Source organism: Streptomyces sp. NPDC092296 (genome assembly GCF_044755465.1).
GTDB lineage: Bacteria > Actinomycetota > Actinomycetes > Streptomycetales > Streptomycetaceae > Peterkaempfera.
The window spans coordinates 1-17,609 of record NZ_JBIVRB010000027.1 but is presented as its reverse complement, the minus strand read 5'-3'; the positions used below and the strand labels follow the sequence as shown (position 1 = coordinate 17,609).

Below are 17,609 nucleotides of genomic sequence, written 5' to 3'. Positions count from 1 at the left end.
AGCGTGAGGGAAACGCCCGGTTACATTCCGAACCCGGAAGCTAAGCCTCACAGCGCCGATGGTACTGCAGGGGGGACCCTGTGGGAGAGTAGGACGCCGCCGAACAATCATTGAGAGAGCTCCGCTCCGGAGACCGAAAGGTCTCCGGAGCGGAGCTTTTCTGCGTTTCCGGGGCTAGTGGCCGAAGATGTGCGGCCGGTGGTGTCGGGCAGCCGTCCGGCCCTCGCGGGTGGCGCCGACCTGGTCCCGGTCCGTCCCGCCGCGGGCGTCCATGCGGGAGGCCAGTTCATCGCGCTCGGCGGTGGCTACATCGGCCTGCCTACGGGCGCTGCGCAGCCGAACGCTCCGCCGGCGGTGGTGCGCGGCGCCGGCTGCCATCATCGCCAGCCCCAGGCCGAACACCAGCGTCAGCGCGATGCCGGCCAGGAAGGCGCTGAGGTGGTTCAGGCTGACGAGGTTGTTGCCGAACATCGTCACCGTGTAGTTCGGGCCGCCCGAGAGGTTGTAGGCGATCAGCAGTCCGACGAACGCGGCCGTCGCGCCCGCCAGCAGAAGTCCCAGCAAAAGCATGTCACTCGCCTCGTTCTGCACTCGCTTCACTTGGCTGTTCCATGGGCGGCTACCCGGCTGAGCAGGCTTGACACCGGTAGGGATCGGCGGGGGTCAGCGGCCGGGTCGCCAGCGGGCGAGCAGTCGGCCCAGGGCCCAGAGCACGATGCCGGCCAGCGACCAGCTCGCCAGCACGTCCAGGAACCAGTGGTAGTCGCGCCACATCAGGCCCACCCCCACGCCCAGGGCGAGCAGCACGGCGCCGCAGTGCAGCGCGGTCCGTACCCGTGGCCGGGCGGTGGCCGTGGCCAGCAGCAGGGCGGCGGCCCCGTACGCGATGGAGGCGGTGGCGGTGTGGCCGGAGGGGTACCAGCCCCACTGGTCGGGGAGCAGCGGTACGCCGTCGGGGCCCGGTCGGGCGAAGTACGCCTTGGCGGGGACCACCAGCAGCGGGATCAGCACCGCCGCCACCGCTGCGGCCGGCAGCGGGAGCCACCAGCGCGTGGCGCGGGCCCGCAGCAGTGCCCCGGCGGCAAGCAGGGCGCAGCCGAGCAGGACGGGGACCGCGACCAGCGAGCCGCCCAGGTCGGAGAGGAATTCCGCGACTCCGTCCACGGCGGGTCGCAGTGTCCCGGCCGGGAGGGCGGCGTCGGCGTGGGCCAGTGCGCCCCGCAGTCGCCTGTCGAGCCGCAGCAGCGGACCGTGCGCGGCCACCTGCCAGCTGGTCGTGGCCAGCAGCACCAGCAGCACCCCGGGCAGCCAGGGACTCTGCAGCGGGCTGCGGACATGAGGGAGCCGCCCCGGAGCGGGGGGGAATGCTCCGGGGCGGCTCGGGTGATCGCCGTTCCGCGCGTCCCGGGGGGTGTGGGGCTGGCGGTCGGTCGATCGGCTCTGGTTGTCCTCAGTGGTGCGCTGCCGGCTGGTCTCCGCAGGAGACGTCACCGGTGGTTGCTCGTTCTCCATCCACCACGACAGTACGTCACCGCTCCGGCGGTCCGGCGCCGGTACACCGGAGTGGCACAGCATCTTCACCGTGGAGAGTGCAACCTCCACGCCATGTGCCGTAGTGGCAAGGCCGGACCGGCTGGTCAGAGCGCGGCGAAGGCGTCCTCGATGATGTCCAGACCCTCGTTGAGCAGGTGTTCGGGGATGACCAGCGGCGGGAGGAAGCGCAGCACATTGCCGTAGGTGCCGGCGGTGAGGACGACCAGGCCGGCCGCGTGGCAGGCCTTGGCGACGGCCGCGGTGGCCGCCGGGTCGGGCTCCTTGCCGCCCGGCTTGACCAGCTCGACGGCGATCATGGCGCCGCGACCGCGTACGTCACCGATGCGGACCGTCTCGGAGTGGGCGTGCTTCTCCTGGAGGGCGCGCAGCCGGCCGAGCATGACGTCACCGATGTGCCGGGCCTTGGCGGTGAGGTCCAGCTCCTTCATCGTCTCGATGGAGCCGAGCGCGGCGGCGCAGGCCACCGGGTTGCCGCCGTAGGTGCCGCCCAGGCCGCCGGAGTGCGCCGCGTCCATGATCTCGGCGCGGCCGGTGACCGCCGCCAGCGGCAGGCCGCCGGCGATGCCCTTGGCGGTGGTGATCAGGTCGGGGACGATGCCCTCGTCCTCGCAGGCGAACCACTGGCCGGTGCGGCAGAAGCCGGTCTGGATCTCGTCGGCCACGAAGACGATGCCGTTGGCCTTCGCGAACTCGACCAGGGTGGGCAGGAAGCCCTTGGCCGGCTCGATGAAGCCGCCCTCGCCCTGGATGGGCTCGATGATGATCGCGGCGACGTTGTCGGCGCCGATCTGCTTGTTGATGATGTCGATGGCCTGCGCGGCGGCCTCGGCGGCGCAGTTGTCCGGGCCGGTCAGCCAGCGGTAGGGGTAGGCGACCGGGACGCGGTAGATCTCCGGGGCGAACGGGCCGAAGCCGTGCTTGTACGGCATGTTCTTCGCCGTGAGGCCCATGGTGAGGTTGGTGCGGCCGTGGTAGCCGTGGTCGAAGACCACGACGGCGGTGCGCTTGGTGTAGGCGCGGGCGATCTTGACCGCGTTCTCCACCGCCTCGGCGCCCGAGTTGAACAGCGCGGTGCGCTTCTCGTGGTCGCCCGGGGTCAGCTCGTTGAGCTGCTCGGCCACCGCCACATAGCCCTCGTACGGGGTCACCATGAAGCAGGTGTGGGTGAACGCGGCCAGCTGCTCGGCGGCGCGGCTCACCACGGCCTCGGCGGCGTTGCCGACGTTGGTGACGGCGATGCCGGAGCCGAAGTCGATCAGCGAGTTGCCGTCGACGTCCTCGACCACGCCGCCGCCCGCCCGGGTGACGTACACCGGCAGCGTGGAGCCGACCCCGGCCGCGACGGCGGCCGACTTGCGGGCGTTCAGCCGCTGCGACTCGGGACCGGGGATCGCGGTGACCAGCCGGCGCTCCTGCGGGAGCGACGGGCCGCCGGGCAGCTGCCCGGCGCTGGACGGAGCAGCGCTCATGGAGTTCTCCAGACGTACGGCGCGCAGCCGGCCGCCTGCGGGGTGCCGGCTCTTCTTGCGTGCAGGCTACGGCCGCCCTCCGGACGGCGGCATGCGCCACTCGGGCGCAGTCCGGCCGCCGAGTTGGCCCGGCCGGACATCGCCGCCGGGCGCGATCCGCCCCTGCGTGCCTCTCACCGGCGGGTGCCGGCTCCACTACATTGAGTCCGGGTCGGGCGGTGGCGGGCCCGCCGACCGGTGGTGACGGGTGAGGGAGCGGGGCCGAGGATGGGACTGGACGGCACGTACGGGCGGCGGACCGGAGGCGGGGAGCAGCCGGTGCCCGGCCCGGCCGCCCGGGCCGGATTCTTCCCCGGCGCCCGGCAGGCGCCGCCGCGCGGGCAGCCGCCGCAGCCGCGCCGCGCCCCGGCCGGGCCGTTCGACCTCTACGCCTGGCTGAGCGAGCCGCGCGCCACGGAGCTGCCCGGGGTGTACGGGTACGGCCATGTGCCCCGGCCGCCGGAGCCGGAGGACGGTGGCGGCGTGCCCGTGCCCGGCCGGACGCTGCTGGGCCGGGCGGCGCTCAACCTGGTGGTCGCCTGGCTGCTGTTCCGCTACGGCGGGCCGCTGCTGTTCGACGTCCTCAACTGGGTCTTCCACCTCACCAGGCTGCGCCACGACAGCCTCACCAGCCCCTATGCGCTGGTGCAGCTGCTGTTCCAGGTCGTGCTGGTCGCGCTGCTGATCCGGGTCTTCGGGCGGATGGGCCGCTGGCCGGAGGTCTGGCGCCGGTACGCCGCCCCGGCGCTGGCCCGGCTGGTCACCCATGAGCGGCCGGCCGAGGCGGGCGGGCCGGACGGCGGCGCCCCGCTGAGCGCGCCGCACCTCGACCCGTGGCAGGAGCTGCGGGCCGCCGGGGCGTGGGCGGGCGCGCAGGCGCTGGACGAGGAGGTGCGGCGCGGGGCGGTCGGGGACGTGGACTACGTCCGCATCCGGCGCGCCTGGCAGGGCGTGGCCGGGGAGCCCGCCCGGCTGCGGGAGTTCACCGACGAGGTCGCCGCACGCGGCGGCGCCGCCTGCGCCCACCCGTCGGCCGCCCGCGACCTGGCGGTGCGCTGCGCCGAGCACGACCTGCTGATGCGCCAGGTGCGGCTGGGCACCGTGCAGGACGTACCGAAGAACCCGGCCGGGCACCGGGGGGCCGGCTTCGCGCTGGACCCGGCGCTGCTGGGCACCTCGCTGCTGGCGGTCGGCCCGGCGGGGAACGGCAAGACGACGCTGCTGGTCCGCCCGGTGGCCGAGGCGCTCTGCCTCCAGGCGCTGGCCAACACCGCCTGCGTGGTGGTGGTCGGCGCGGCCGACGCCGACCTGGGGCCGGACTCGGCGTACGACGTGGTGATCGCGCCCGGCGACCCGGCGTCCCCGTACGGGCTCGACCTGTACGGCGCGGCGCAGCACGCCGACGAGGCCGCCGCCCGGCTCGCCGACGCGCTGCTGCCCGATGAGCTGGCGCTGCGCACCGAGGTCGCGCGGGCCACGGTGCAGCAGGTGGTCGGCCCGTTCCGGTCGGCGCACGGCCGCTGCCCGGGGGTGCGGGAGCTGCGCGACCTGCTGGTCGGCGCGCCGGAGGCATGGGCGGAGCTGACCGGGGCGCTGCGGGAGGCCGGCCGGTTGGACGCGCACCGGCACGACCTCCAGCAGCGCGAGCGGCAGCACGGCCGGGCCGACGACCCGGGGACGCTGCTCGCGGACCGGCTGGCGCTGCTGGACCGGCCGGCCTTCGCCGGGTGCTTCAACCCCTCGCGGGACGAGCCGGGGGAGCAGAAGCCGCCGTTCGCGATGCGGGCGCTGGAGCACCCGCTGCGGGTGCGGGTGAAGCTGCCGGAGCAGAGCCACCCGGAGGCGGCCCGGATGCTGGCGCGGCTGGTGGTCGGGCAGTTCGTGCAGGCCGCGTCCGGGCGGCGCGACCGTTCGCTCTTCGCCGGTCTGGTGGTCGACGACGCCACGGCGGCGGTGGACGCCAACACCGTACGCGGCCTCCAGCGGATGCGCGGCGCCAACGCGGGCGCGCTGCTGGCGCTGCGCAGCCTCGCGGACCTGCCCGAGGCGCTGCGGGCGCCGCTGTTCGGCGCGGTCGGCTGCCGGATGGCCTTCCCCGGCATCGCGCCCTGGGACGGCAGGCTGTTCTCCGAGGCGTGGGGGACGGTCTGGGTGCAGGAGAAGGCGGTCACCCAGACCCCCGACACCTCCGGCGGGATGCTGCGCCGCGCCGGGCGGGCGTTCCGGGGGCTGCTGGCGGGCGCCCCGGTGCAGACCCAGAGCGTGACGACCCGGTCGGTGGAGCGGCAGCTGTGGTCGCCGTCCGACCTGGCGCACGCGCTGCCCGCCGGGCACGCGGTGGCGTCGCTGACCACGGTGGAGGGGGCGCAGGTGGCGCCGCTGCTGGTCGATCTGCGGTCCTGAGCGGGCGGTGCCGTACCGGCGGGGGTGGCGCCTCGTGGCAGTGGCTGTCCGGGGCGTCCATAATTGCGGCGTAAGCCGCACGTCTCGCCCGTTCCGCCGGCCGGGCCGCCCCCGCGGTGCCGCGACGGCGCGGCGCCACGCCGGACGGCGCGGACCGGCGCACCCACCGAAGGTGCCATGCCCCCGACCCTCGCCTCCCTGGTCCGCAACTCCTCGCTGCACCTGACCGTCCTCGCCGGAGCGGACCAGCTGGAGCGCCCGGTGCGCTGGGTGCACACCAGCGAGCTGGACGACCCCGCCCCCTTCCTGGAGGGCGGCGAGCTGCTGCTCACCACCGGGATCAAACTCGGCGGCGGCGGTGACCGGGCGGGCGACGAAGCCCTGCGGGCCTATGTGCACCGGCTCGCCGACGCGGGCGTGGTCGGGCTCGGCCTCGGCGTCGGGCTGTCCCACAGCGAGGTGCCCCGGCCGCTGGTGGAGGCGGCGGCGGAACGCGGGCTGCCGCTGCTGCGGGTGCCGCAGCCGACCCCGTTCATCGCGATCAGCAAGGCGGTGTCGGCGGCGCTGGCCGCCGAGCAGTACGAGGCCGTCACCACCAGCTTCGAGGCGCAGGAGGAGCTCACCCGGGCGGCGCTGGGCAAGGACGGCACGGCGGCGGTCATCCGGCGGCTGGCCGCCCGGCTCGGCGGCTGGGCGGCGCTGTACGAGGCCTCGGGGGCGCTGGCCCTGGTGGCGCCCGACTGGGCCGCCCGCCGCGCCGCCCGGCTGGCCGGTGAGGTGGACCGGCTGCGCGGCCGCCCTGCCCCGGCCAGCGCCGCGCTCCAGGGCGCCCCCGGTGGCGCGGAGACGGCGGACGAGGACTTCGTGGTGCTCCAGTCGCTGGGCGCCGACCGCCGCCCCCGGGGCTTCCTGGCGGTCGGCACCGCCGACCGGCTCACCCCCACCGAGCGCTATGTGCTCAACGCCGCCGTGGCGCTGCTCACCCTCACCCTGGAGCGCTCCCGCGACCTGCGCCGCGCCGAGGAGCGGATGGGCACCGCCCTGCTGCGGCTGGTGCTGGCCGGGGAGGCGCAGACCGCCCGCGAGGTGGCGGCGGTGCTCTCCGGCGGCCTGCCGGACGGGCCGGTGCGGGTGCTGCTGGCGCAGCCGCCGGAGGGCACCCGGGGCGAGGACGACCCGCTGGCGGAGCTGGCCGACCGGGCGGAGCAGGTCGGCGGGCGGGCCGGGGAGCGGCTGCTGGTGGCCCGGGACGACGCCGGGCCGGAGGAGCGGCTGGTGCTGCTGGTCCCGGATGGCGGGGCGGTGCACCGGGAGTGCGTCGCGGCGGTGGAGCAGGGCCGGGCGGTGGCGCTGGGCCTCTCCGCGCCGACCGGGGTGGAGCAGGCCGGGGTGGCGTTCGCGCAGGCCGGGCGGGCGCTGGCGGTGGCGTTGCGGGCCGGGCGGTGGGTGGTGGACCACGAGGAGGTGGGGGCCGGGTCGCTGCTGCCGCTGCTGGGCGACGACGCGGTGGCGGCCTTCGCCGAGGGGCTGCTGCGGCCGCTGCGGGAGCACGACCGTACGGCGCGCGGCGACCTGGAGGCGTCGCTGCGGGCCTGGCTGTCCCGGCACGGGCAGTGGGACGCGGCGGCGGCCGACCTGGGGGTGCACCGGCACACCCTGCGCTACCGGATGCGCCGGGTGGAGGAGCTGCTCGGGCGGTCGCTGGACGACACCGACGTACGGATGGAGCTGTGGCTGGCGCTGCGGACCGGCGACCGCTGAGCCCGGCCGCCGGATGTGCCGCCGCGTAGTGTCCGGGGCCGCCGGTACTCCGCTGCGGCCAATCGGCGGTGGGGGTGCGGCGTCCTACCGTGGTGCGGACACCGCAGTTGAGACCCACCAGGGAAGGGCCGGTACCACTGTGACCACCACCCATGCGTTCTGGCTGGCCGGCCGCCGGGAGAGCGGCCTGGAGGCGTTCGAGGTCCACCACCCGTGGGACGGCAGCCTGGTCGGCCTGGCCGGCGTGCCCACCGAGGAGCAGGTCGAGGAGGCGGTGGCGGCGGCCGTCGCCGTCCGCGCCGAGTTCGCCGCGACGCCCGCGCACGTCCGCGCCGCCGCGCTGGACCATGTCGCCCGCCGGCTGGTCGAGCGCACCGAGGAGCTGGCCCGGCTGGTCACCGCCGAGAACGGCAAGCCGATCAAGTGGGCCCGGGGCGAGGTCGGCCGGGCCGCCTCGGTGTTCCGCTGGGCCGCCGAGGAGGCCCGCCGGTTCAACGGCGGCGACGCGCAGCGGCTGGACACCGACGCGGGCGGCGCCGGCCGGCTCGCGCTCACCCGGCGGTTCCCGCGCGGCGTGGTGCTGGGCATCGCGCCGTTCAACTTCCCGCTGAACCTGGTGGCGCACAAGGTCGCCCCGGCCATCGCGGTGGGCACCCCGATCATCCTCAAGCCCGCCCCGGCCACCCCGCTCTCCGCCCTGGCGCTGGGCGAGATCCTGGCCGAGACGGAGCTGCCCGCCGGCTCCTGGAGCGTACTGCCGGTCCCCAACGACCGGATGCCCGCGCTGGTGCGGGACGAGCGGCTGCCGGTGGTCTCCTTCACCGGCTCCGGCCCGGTCGGCTGGGGCATCCTCGACTCCGCGCCGCGCAAGCACGTCACCCTGGAGCTGGGCGGCAACGCCGCCGCCGTGGTCCTCGCCGACTGGTCGAGCGAGCAGGACCTGGAGTGGGCCGCCGGCCGCATCGCGACCTTCGCCAACTACCAGGCCGGCCAGTCCTGCATCTCGGTGCAGCGGGTCATCGCGGACGCCTCGGTGTACGACCGGCTGGTGGCCAAGGTCGTCGCCAAGGTCGAGGCCCAGGTCACCGGCGACCCCTCCGACGAGACGGTGGACGTCGGCCCGCTGGTCAGCGAGGCCGCCGCCCAGCGGGTCGAGTCCTGGGTGGACGAGGCCGTCGCGGCCGGGGCGACACTGCTGACCGGCGGCAAGCGCGAGGGCGCCTCGTACGCGCCGACCGTGCTCGCGGACCTGCCCGCCGGGGTCACGCTCGCCTGCGAGGAGGTCTTCGGGCCGGTGCTCAGCCTGCACCGGGTGGACGGCACCGAGGCGGCCTTCGCGGCGGTCAACGACTCGCCGTACGGCCTCCAGGCGGGCGTCTTCACCCACGATGTGCAGACCGCCTTCCGCGCCCACCGGGAGCTGGAGGTCGGCGGAGTGGTCATCGGCGACGCGCCCTCCTACCGGGCCGACCAGATGCCGTACGGCGGCGCCAAGCAGTCCGGCGTGGGCCGCGAGGGCGTCCGGTACGCGATGGAGGACTACACCTACGAGCGGGTGCTGGTGCTCACCGGCCTGGCCCTGTGACCCGCTGAGCGTCTGCGGGCCCCGCTCCCCGACCCGGGGAGCGGGGCCCGCGTACGTACTCAGCGGGCCGGGTGCTCCTCCGCCTGCCGCTGCCTGCGGCGCAGCGCCGGGACGGCGGCCACCAGCAGCACCAGCAGCACCGCCGCCGCGACCCCCTGCCAGGGCTCGGGGAACAGCGCGCCGCCGATGACGCCGATCGCCTGGTAGCACAGCGCCCAGGCCAGCGCCGCGAACAGGTCGGCCCGCAGGAAGCGCCGCACCGACCAGCCGGAGACCAGGCAGGCCGCCATCACCGGTATGCGCCCGGCCGGGATCAGCCGGGAGAGCACCAGCACCGCCCGGTTGTGCTCGGCGAGCCGCTCCTGCGCGGCGCGCATCCGGGGCGTGTCCAGATGGCCGCGCAGTTGCTGCGCCCAGCGGCCCCCGGCGTGCGCGGCCAGCCAGTACAGCAGGACGTCGCCCACCCAGGCGGCGAACGTGGCGACGGCCAGCACCAGCGGCAGGTCGACGGCCGGCCAGTGGGAGTGCCAGGCGACCACGGCGGCGGCGCTCACCAGCGCGCCGGTGGGCAGCACCGGCAGGACCGAGCCGAGCACCACCAGCGCGAACAGCGTGGGGTAGCCGACGGCCTGCGGGGACGCCGACGGGTCGACGGTGGTGGCGGCCAGACCGGTCCACAGCGGATGGCTCACCGGCGGGGCTCCTGGTGCCGCGCGGCCGGGCCGGCGCCGCTGCCGGCCCCGGGCAGGTCGAGGCCGCCGCCCGGCACCAGCTCGTGCACGGCCGTCCCGGGCGCCAGCCGGGCGGCGTGCCCGGCGAACTCCCGGCCGGGCGCGTGGAACCACGGGCCACGGCCGAGACCCACCGGGCAGAAGGTGCCGAAGTGCACCGGCACCGCGCTGCCCGGCCCCAGCAGCCGGACCGCCTCGGCGGCGCGCGCCGGGTCCAGATGCCCCGGGCCCAGCCCCGGCCCCCAGCCGCCCACCGGCAGCAGCGCCAGATCGCAGTGGCCGACCTCCCCGGCCAGCCCCGGGAAGAGGTCCGTGTCCCCGGCGAAGTACGTGGTGGCCGCCCCCCGCACCACGAAGCCCAGCGGCCGCACCCGCTGCGGCCCCACCGGCAGCCGCCGCCCGTCGTGCCGGGCCGGCACCGCCCGGACGGTCACCGCGCCGACAGCCGTCTCCTCGCCCGCGCGGACCTCCACCAGCTCCAGGTGGCTGAGCCGCCGCAGCGCCGGGACGGCCCGGACCGCGCCGCGCGGCAGCAGCACCGGCGTCCCGGGCGCCAGCAGCCGCAAGGAGGGCAGATGCAGATGGTCGGCGTGCAGATGCGAGATCAGCACCGCGTCGGCCCGCAGCGCCTCCGCCCCCGGCAGCGGGCCGCGCCGGCGGCGCAGATGCGCCAGCCGGTCGGTGAGCAGCGGATCGGTGAGCAGCCGGACGCCGGAGTCCCGCACCGTCGCGGTCGCATGGCCCCACCAGGTGATGCCCGGCACGTCCGGCCCCTCTCGCGTCGTCCGCCCGGCGGTGCGCCCGCCGTGCTGCTGCCTGCCCCGCTCAGGTTACGTCGGGTCAGCGTCGACCCCGCCCTGGGAGGGCGGGGCGGCCGACGTGCAGACTTGCCCGGGACGAGTGATCCGAGGAGGTGTGTCCGGATATGGCGCGGTGGCGCAGTGTGTCGCGTGCACTGGCCCACACCCTGGCGGTGTGGCTGGCGGCCACGGTGACCCTCGCCGTGCTGGCGGTGCTGCTGCCCGGCTTCCAACTGGGCACCGGTCCGGGCCCCGGGCCGGTCGGGGCGCTGGTCGCGGCGGGCATGGCGGCGGCCTTCATCGGCGTGCTGGGCGCGGTGCTCTGGCCGCTGATCGTCCGGGCGCTGCTGCTGGTCCCGGCGCTGGTGCTGGCGTTGCTGGTCTTCGTGCTGAACGGCGCCGTGGTGTTCGTCGCGCTGGAGCTGGTACCGGACGGGCCCGACAGCCTCACCCTGTCCACCGCCGCCGTGGTGGCGGCGGTGCTGTCCGGCACCACCTCGGCCGCGCACGGCGCCATCGCCGCCCGCGACGACGAGGCGTACCGGCGGCGCCTGGCCCGGCTGGCCGGCCGCCGGGCCGGGCGGCGGCTGCGGGAGGCCGCGTCCGGGGCCGCCGGGCCGGCCGGTGTGCTCTTCCTCCAGTTGGACGGGCTGGGCCACGAGGTGCTGGTCCGGGCGGTGCGCGACGGCGTCATGCCGACCCTGGCGGGCTGGCTGGCCGACGGCAGCCACCGGCTGGTGCCCTGGCGCACCGACTGGTCCAGCCAGACCGGCGCCAGCCAGCTGGGCATCCTGCACGGCGACAACCACGATGTGCCCGCCTTCCGCTGGTACGAGAAGGACACCGGGCGGCTGATGGTCTGCAACCACCCGTCCAGCGCCGCCGAGCTGGAGCGGCGCCGCGCCGACCGCCCCGGGCTGCTGGCCGTGGACGGCGCCAGCCGGGGCAACCTGTTCAGCGGCGGCGCGGCCCAGTCGGCGCTGGTGCTGAGCGTCTCGGGGCGGCTGGGCCGCCGCGACCGCTCCGGGTACTTCAGCTACTTCGCCGACCCGGCCAACGCGCTGCGCACCCTCGGCTCGCTGCTGGCCGAGATCGTCCGGGAGCTGGTGCAGTCCGCCCGGCAGCGGCTGCGCGACGTACGGCCCCGGGTGCGGCGCGGTGGGCTGTACCCGCTGGTGCGGGCGTTCGGCACGGTCGTGGAGCGCGATGTGGTGGTCGCCGCCGTGGTGGGCGACATGCTGGCGGGCCGCTCGGTGGTCTACGCCGACCTGGTGGCGTACGACGAGGTGGCGCACCACTCCGGGGTGGAGCGCCCGGAGACGCTCCAGGTGCTGCGCCGGCTGGACCGCTGCGTGGCGCTGATCGCCGGGGTGGCCCGCTATGCGCCCCGGCCGTACGAGATCGTGGTGCTCTCCGACCACGGGCAGAGCCAGGGCGCGACCTTCGCGGACGCCTATGGGCAGAGCCTGGAGCAGCTGGTGCGGCGTGGCTGCGGGATGCGCCACCGGCTGCCGGAGCAGCGGGCCGGGGCGGACAGCGGGCGCGGCGCGGAGGCCCGTACGGCGGCCAAGCTGGCGCTGGGCGGCGGCGAGCGGGCGGTGGCGGCGCGGCGGCCGGGCGGCGAGCCGCTGGTGCTCGCCTCGGGCAACCTGGGGCTGGTGTACTTCCCCGACCTGGACCGGCGGATGACGCTGGAGGAGATCGAGGAGCGGCACCCCGGGGTGGTGCGGGCGCTGACCGGCCACCCGGGGATCGGCTTCGTCCTGGTGCGCAGCGCGGCCCGGGGACCGCTGGTGATCGGCCCCCGGGGGGAGCGGGAGCTGGCCACGGGGGCGGTCAGCGGGGACGATCCGCTGGCGCCGTTCGGTGCGGGCGCGGCGCGGGCGGTGGCCAGGACGGACACCTTCCCGCACTGCGCGGACCTGATGGTCAACAGCGCGTACGACCCGGCGACCGGCGAGGTGCACGCCTTCGAGCAGCAGGTCGGCTCGCACGGCGGTCTCGGCGGCGGGCAGAACCTGGCCTTCCTGCTGCACCCGGCCGCGCTGCGGCTGCCGGACGAGGGGGCGGCGGATGGGCTGGTGGGGGCGGAGGCGCTGCACCGGCTGTTCCAGGGCTGGCTGGCCCAGCTGCAGCCGGCCGGGCGGACCGGTGGTGATGGCGTGAATGCCGTGGCCACTCCTGGGCAGAAGTAGCTCGTCCTCACATCTGGTGATGTTGGCGTCACCGTGTGTACCGTCACATGGTACCGGCCGGTAATAGGCCGTTCCCACCCGCACCGGGAATCAGCGGCGAGGTGAGCTGCATGTCCGCACCAACCCACCCGCGCAGCGAAAGCTCCAGCGGAAGCCCATCCGGCCCCAGGGTCAGCGAGCGCGAGGCCCGCCGGGTCGCGGAGGAGGCCCGCGACCAGCACTGGCGCAAACCCAGCTTCGCCAAGGAGCTGTTCCTCGGCCGCTTCCGCCTGGACCTGATCCACCCCCACCCGCACCCCGACGAGGAGTCGGTGCGCGAGGGCGAGGCGTTCCTCGCCCGGCTGCGCGCCTTCTGCGAGACCGAGGTCGACCCGGCGCGGATCGAGCGGGACGCCAGAATCCCGGACGAGGTCGTCCGGGGCCTCAAGGAGCTGGGCGTCCTCGGCATGAAGGTCGACAAGAAGTACGGCGGCCTCGGGCTGAGCCAGCTCTACTACAACAAGGCCCTGGCCGTGCTCGGCAGCGTCAGCCCCGCCATCGGCGCGCTGGCCTCCGCCCACCAGTCGATCGGCGTACCGCAGCCGCTGAAGACCTTCGGCACCCAGGAGCAGAAGGACAAGTGGCTGCCGCGCTGCGCCACCACCGACATCACCGCCTTCCTGCTCACCGAGCCCGACGTGGGCAGCGACCCCGCCCGGCTGGCCACCAGCGCGGTGCCCAGCGAGGACGGCAGCGAATACCTGCTGGACGGCGTCAAGCTGTGGACCACCAACGGCGTGGTCGCGGACCTGGTCGTGGTGATGGCCCGGGTGCCGCGCGGCGAGGGCCACCGCGGCGGGATCACCGCCTTCGTGGTGGAGTGCGACTCGCCCGGCATCACCGTGGAGAACCGCAACGCCTTCATGGGCCTGCGGGGCATCGAGAACGGCGTCACCCGCTTCCACCGGGTGCGGGTGCCCGCCGAGAACCGCATCGGCGCGGAGGGCGCCGGGCTGAAGATCGCCCTCACCACCCTCAACACCGGGCGGCTCTCCATCCCCGCCATGTGCGCCGGGGCCGGCAAGTGGTGCCTGAAGATCGCCCGCGAGTGGTCGGCCGCCCGCGAGCAGTGGGGCAAGCCGATCGCGGAGCACGAGGCCGTCGGCGCGAAGATCGCCTACATCGCGGCGACCACCTTCGCGCTGGAGGCGATCGTCGACCTGTCCAGCCAGATGGCGGACGAGGACCGCAACGACATCCGCATCGAGGCGGCCATCGCCAAGCTGTACGCCACCGAGCACGCCTGGCTGATGGCCGACGAGCTGGTGCAGATCCGCGGCGGGCGCGGCTTCGAGACCGCCGAGTCGCTGGCGGCGCGCGGCGAGCGGGCCGTCCCCGCCGAGCAGCTGCTGCGCGACCTGCGGATCAACCGGATCTTCGAGGGCTCCACCGAGATCATGCATCTGCTGATCGCCCGGGAGGCGGTCGACGCCCACCTCGCCGTGGCCGGCGACATCATCGACCCGGAGGCCGACCTCAAGCAGAAGGCCAGGGCGGCGGCCAGGGCCGGCGGCTTCTACGCCCGCTGGGTGCCCAAGCTGGTCGCCGGACCGGGCCAGCTGCCCACCGCGTACGGCGAGTTCTCCCCCAAGGGGCACCCGGACCTCGGCGCCCATCTGCGGTTCGTGGAGCGCACCAGCCGCCGGCTCGCCCGGTCCACCTTCTACGCCATGTCGCGCTGGCAGGGCCGGATGGAGACCAAGCAGGGCTTCCTCGGCCGCATCGTGGACATCGGCGCCGAACTGTTCGCGATGAGCGCCGCCTGCGTACGGGCCGAGATGCTGCGCGGACACGACCCCGAGCAGGGCGCCGCCGCCTATGAACTGGCCAATCTGTTCTGCCGACAGGCCCGCCTCCGGGTGGACCAGCTGTTCGAGCGGCTCTGGCACAACACCGACGACCTGGACGCCGAGGCCGCCCGCCGGGTCGTCGCCGGGCGCTACGCGTGGCTGGAGCAGGGCGTCATCGACCCGTCCGGCGACGGCCCGTGGATCGCGGACGCCACTCCCGGGCCGTCGCAGCGGGAGAACGTCCACCGCAGTTACGACTGACCCGCTGCGGCCCGCCCGCCGGTCGCACCGGCGGGCGGGCCGATCGCCCCCACCGCGCCCCCGCGACCCGCCGACAGGCCACAATGGGGCCCATGGACTCCCTCGCCGACCCGCATCAGCGCTTCGAGCCGCCCGTCGCCGACCCCACCGGCCCCCGTGACCTGGTGATCCTCGGCTCCACCGGCTCGATCGGAACCCAGGCCATCGACGTGGTGCTGCGCAACCCGGACCGCTTCCGGGTCGTCGGGCTCTCCGCCGCGGGCGGCCGGGTGGACCTGCTGGCCGAGCAGGCGCTGCGGCTGGACGTGCGGACCGTCGCCGTCGCCCGTACGGACGCCGAGCCCGCCCTGCGCGCCGCGCTGGCCGAGCGCGCCCAGGGCCGTCCGCTGCCCGAGGTGCTGGCCGGGCCGGACGCGGCCACCGAGCTGGCCCGCAGCGACTGCCACTCGGTCCTCAACGGCATCACCGGCTCGATCGGCCTGCGGCCCACGCTGGCCGCGCTGGCGGCCGGCCGGGTGCTGGTGCTGGCCAACAAGGAGTCGCTGATCGTGGGCGGTCCGCTGGTCAAGGCGCTGGCCAGGCCGGGCCAGATCGTGCCGGTCGACTCCGAGCACGCCGCGCTCTTCCAGGCGCTGATGGGCGGCAGCCGCCGCGAGGTGCGCAAGCTGGTGGTGACCGCCAGCGGCGGGCCGTTCCGAGGCCGGCGGCGGGAGGAGCTGTCCACCGTCACCCCCGAGCAGGCGCTCGCCCACCCCACCTGGGCGATGGGCCCGGTGGTCACCGTCAACTCCGCGACGCTGGTCAACAAGGGCCTGGAGGTGATCGAGGCCCAGCTGCTGTACGACATCCCGTTCGACCGGATCGAGGTCGTCGTCCACCCGCAGTCCGTCGTTCACTCGATGGTGGAGTTCAGCGACGGCTCCACCCTCGCCCAGGCCAGCCCGCCCGACATGCGGATGCCCATCTCGCTGGGCCTCGGCTGGCCGGACCGGGTGCCGGACGCCGCGCCCGCCTGCGACTGGACCAGGGCCGCCAGCTGGGAGTTCTTCCCGCTGGACGACGAGGCGTTCCCCTCGGTCGCGCTGGCCCGCGAGGTCGGTACGCTCGGCGGTACCGCGCCCGCCGTCTTCAACGCCGCCAACGAGGAGTGCGTGGACGCCTTCCTCGGCGGCCGGCTCGCCTTCAACGGCATCGTCGACACGGTCGCCAAGGTGGTCTCGGAACACGGCACGCCCGCGCCGGGAACCGAGCTGACCGTCGAGGACGTATTGCAGGCGGAGACCTGGGCCCGCACCCGCGCCCGGGAGATCGCGGCCGGCTGACGGCGGCCGGCGGGACGACGAGGAGCAGCATGGGCAAGCGGACGGCGACAGCGAAGGACCACCGATGACGGCACTGATGACCCTCCTCGGCATCGTGATCTTCGTGGTGGGGCTGCTCATCTCCATCGCCTGGCACGAGTTGGGCCACCTCTCCTGGGCCAAGATCTTCGGCATCCGCGTGCCGCAGTACATGGTCGGCTTCGGCCCGACCGTCTGGTCCCGGAAGAAGGGCGACACCGAGTACGGCATCAAGGCGATACCGCTCGGCGGCTACATCCGCATGATCGGCATGTTCCCGCCCGGCGCCGACGGGCGGATCACCGCCCGCAGCACCTCGCCCTGGCGCAGCATGATCGAGGACGCCCGGGAGGCCTCGTACGAGGAGCTGAAGCCCGGCGACGAGCACCGGCTGTTCTACACCCGGGCGCCGTGGAAGCGCGTCATCGTGATGTTCGCCGGGCCGTTCATGAACCTCATCCTGTCGCTAGCCCTCTTCCTCACCGTCTTCATGGGCTTCGGCGTCAGCCAGCAGGTGCCGACGGTCGCCTCGGTGCCCAAGTGCGTCGTGGCCGCCGACCAGCCGACCGACAGCTGCCCCAAGGGCGCCCCGCTCTCCCCGGCGGCCAAGGCCGGACTGCGGCCCGGCGACACCTTCGTCTCCTTCAACGGCCGCCCGGTCAGCAGCTTCGACCAGCTCCAGCAGGACATCCGCAACGCCCCCGGCCGGTCGGTCACCCTGGTGGTGGCCGGCAAGGACGGCGTGCAGCGCACCCTGCACCCCACGCTGGTCTCCAACAAGCTCGCCGCCATGGACGGCAACGGCAACTACCTGCCGGGCAAGACCGTCGAGGCCGGATTCCTCGGCTTCTCCCCGGCCAGCGACATCGTCCAACTGGGCTTCGGCCAGAGCGTCAGCCGGATGACCGACATGGCCGAGACCGGCGTCAAGTCGCTGGTGGCCCTGCCCTCCAAGATCCCCGGCCTGTGGAACGCCGCCTTCAACGGCGGCCGGCGCGCCGAGGACTCCCCGGTGGGCGTGGTCGGCGCGGCCAGGGTCGGCGGCGAGGTGTTCACCCTGCACATCCCGGCCTCGCAGCGGCTGGCCGTCATGGTCCAGCTGGTCGCGGGCTTCAACCTCTCGCTCTTCCTCTTCAACATGCTGCCGCTGCTCCCGCTGGACGGCGGCCACATCGCCGGCGCCCTGTGGGAGGCCCTGCGCCGCAAGGCGTCCCGGGTCTTCCGCCGACCCGACCCCGGGCCGTTCGACGTGGCCAAGCTGATGCCGGTCGCCTATGTGGTCGCGGGCGTCTTCGTCTGCTTCACCCTGCTCGTCCTGGCGGCCGACCTCATCAACCCGGTGAAGATCTCCTAGCGGCCCGGCGACGAGTGCCCCTCGGTCGGGTGGCCGTTGTCCGGCGGATGTGCCGGGCCGGGGGGCGGTGCCGTACGGTTGGCGCCGGGAGCGCGCACGACGATCCGCGCCCCGGCCCGGCCGGTATGCGCGGCCGGACCGCAGCCTCAACCCCGGGGACCCCCACGCAATGACCGCGATCTCGCTCGGAACTCCTTCCATGCCGCTCAAGCCGCTTGCTGTGCGCCGCCGGTCGCGGCAGATCATGGTGGGGGGTGTGCCGGTGGGTGGTGATGCGCCGGTGTCGGT

General features: G+C 75.1%; 12 protein-coding genes and 1 rRNA gene. 8 read left to right on the top strand and 5 right to left on the bottom strand.

The window, feature by feature from the left end; translation table 11 throughout:
* A 5S ribosomal RNA gene (gene rrf, locus ACIQGZ_RS29355) occupies positions 1–105 on the top strand; the annotation flags it as partial.
* A 69-nt stretch (positions 106–174) separates the two neighbouring features.
* Here the strand turns inward: rrf and ACIQGZ_RS29350 are convergent.
* From ACIQGZ_RS29350 to gabT, 3 genes are all read right to left on the bottom strand, one after another.
* The gene (locus ACIQGZ_RS29350) at positions 175–600 is read right to left on the bottom strand and encodes a hypothetical protein (RefSeq protein ID WP_402607738.1); all 426 of its coding nucleotides are present in this window, start codon (positions 598–600) and stop codon (positions 175–177) included.
* Positions 601–663: 63 nt separating this feature from the next.
* Positions 664–1,299, bottom strand: coding sequence for a phosphatase PAP2 family protein (locus ACIQGZ_RS29345; protein WP_402607736.1), 636 nt, complete (start codon positions 1,297–1,299; stop codon positions 664–666).
* A 338-nt stretch (positions 1,300–1,637) separates the two neighbouring features.
* Positions 1,638–3,023, bottom strand: coding sequence for a 4-aminobutyrate--2-oxoglutarate transaminase (gabT, locus tag ACIQGZ_RS29340; protein ID WP_402607734.1), 1,386 nt, complete (start codon positions 3,021–3,023; stop codon positions 1,638–1,640).
* A 267-nt stretch (positions 3,024–3,290) separates the two neighbouring features.
* Here gabT and ACIQGZ_RS29335 point away from each other — a divergent pair, with 267 nt between their 5' ends.
* The 3 genes from ACIQGZ_RS29335 to ACIQGZ_RS29325 all read left to right on the top strand — a co-directional run bounded on the left by ACIQGZ_RS29335 (position 3,291) and on the right by ACIQGZ_RS29325 (position 8,811).
* Entirely contained in the window at positions 3,291–5,465 is a 2,175-nt protein-coding gene (locus ACIQGZ_RS29335) for an ATP-binding protein (RefSeq protein WP_402607732.1), read from the top strand.
* A gap of 177 nt (positions 5,466–5,642) precedes the next feature.
* On the top strand, positions 5,643–7,226 hold the full coding sequence (locus ACIQGZ_RS29330; RefSeq protein ID WP_402607730.1) for a PucR family transcriptional regulator: 1,584 nt from the start codon (positions 5,643–5,645) through the stop codon (positions 7,224–7,226).
* Between the two features lie 139 nt (positions 7,227–7,365).
* The gene (locus ACIQGZ_RS29325; protein WP_402607728.1) at positions 7,366–8,811 is read left to right on the top strand and encodes an aldehyde dehydrogenase family protein; all 1,446 of its coding nucleotides are present in this window, start codon (positions 7,366–7,368) and stop codon (positions 8,809–8,811) included.
* 59 nt (positions 8,812–8,870) lie between these two features.
* Here the strand turns inward: ACIQGZ_RS29325 and ACIQGZ_RS29320 are convergent, their stop codons facing one another.
* Both ACIQGZ_RS29320 and ACIQGZ_RS29315 read right to left on the bottom strand, forming a co-directional pair.
* Positions 8,871–9,503, bottom strand: a complete 633-nt coding sequence (locus ACIQGZ_RS29320; RefSeq protein WP_402607726.1) for a DedA family protein — start codon at positions 9,501–9,503, stop codon at positions 8,871–8,873.
* Entirely contained in the window at positions 9,500–10,306 is an 807-nt protein-coding gene (locus tag ACIQGZ_RS29315) for an MBL fold metallo-hydrolase (protein WP_402607724.1), read from the bottom strand. Before ACIQGZ_RS29315 ends, ACIQGZ_RS29320 begins: the two co-directional genes overlap by 4 nt.
* A gap of 161 nt (positions 10,307–10,467) precedes the next feature.
* Between ACIQGZ_RS29315 and ACIQGZ_RS29310 the strand changes: the two genes are divergently transcribed.
* The 4 genes from ACIQGZ_RS29310 to ACIQGZ_RS29295 all read left to right on the top strand — a co-directional run bounded on the left by ACIQGZ_RS29310 (position 10,468) and on the right by ACIQGZ_RS29295 (position 17,321).
* Complete coding sequence (locus tag ACIQGZ_RS29310) at positions 10,468–12,537, top strand: alkaline phosphatase family protein (RefSeq protein WP_402607722.1); 2,070 nt, start codon at positions 10,468–10,470, stop codon at positions 12,535–12,537.
* A 110-nt stretch (positions 12,538–12,647) separates the two neighbouring features.
* Positions 12,648–14,627 carry an acyl-CoA dehydrogenase family protein gene (locus ACIQGZ_RS29305; protein ID WP_402607721.1) on the top strand — a complete coding sequence of 660 codons (1,980 nt, stop codon included), beginning with the start codon at positions 12,648–12,650 and terminating at the stop codon, positions 14,625–14,627.
* 92 nt (positions 14,628–14,719) lie between these two features.
* Positions 14,720–15,949 (top strand): 1-deoxy-D-xylulose-5-phosphate reductoisomerase, encoded by a 1,230-nt coding sequence (gene dxr / locus ACIQGZ_RS29300; RefSeq protein WP_402607719.1) that lies wholly within the window; start codon positions 14,720–14,722, stop codon positions 15,947–15,949.
* A gap of 64 nt (positions 15,950–16,013) precedes the next feature.
* On the top strand, positions 16,014–17,321 hold the full coding sequence (locus tag ACIQGZ_RS29295) for a M50 family metallopeptidase (RefSeq protein WP_402607717.1): 1,308 nt from the start codon (positions 16,014–16,016) through the stop codon (positions 17,319–17,321).
* The last annotated feature ends 288 nt before the right edge of the window (positions 17,322–17,609 follow it).

Excerpts from the sequence above, each read along its gene's own strand:
- gabT (WP_402607734.1), bottom strand. The coding sequence starts at position 3,023 with ATGAGCGCTGCTCCGTCCAGCGCCGGGCAGCTGCCCGGCGGCCCGTCG.
- ACIQGZ_RS29335 (WP_402607732.1), top strand. The coding sequence starts at position 3,291 with ATGGGACTGGACGGCACGTACGGGCGGCGGACCGGAGGCGGGGAGCAG.
- ACIQGZ_RS29330 (WP_402607730.1), top strand. The coding sequence starts at position 5,643 with ATGCCCCCGACCCTCGCCTCCCTGGTCCGCAACTCCTCGCTGCACCTG.
- ACIQGZ_RS29310 (WP_402607722.1), top strand. The coding sequence starts at position 10,468 with ATGGCGCGGTGGCGCAGTGTGTCGCGTGCACTGGCCCACACCCTGGCG.
- ACIQGZ_RS29305 (WP_402607721.1), top strand. The coding sequence starts at position 12,648 with ATGTCCGCACCAACCCACCCGCGCAGCGAAAGCTCCAGCGGAAGCCCA.
- dxr (WP_402607719.1), top strand. The coding sequence starts at position 14,720 with ATGGACTCCCTCGCCGACCCGCATCAGCGCTTCGAGCCGCCCGTCGCC.
- ACIQGZ_RS29295 (WP_402607717.1), top strand. The coding sequence starts at position 16,014 with ATGACGGCACTGATGACCCTCCTCGGCATCGTGATCTTCGTGGTGGGG.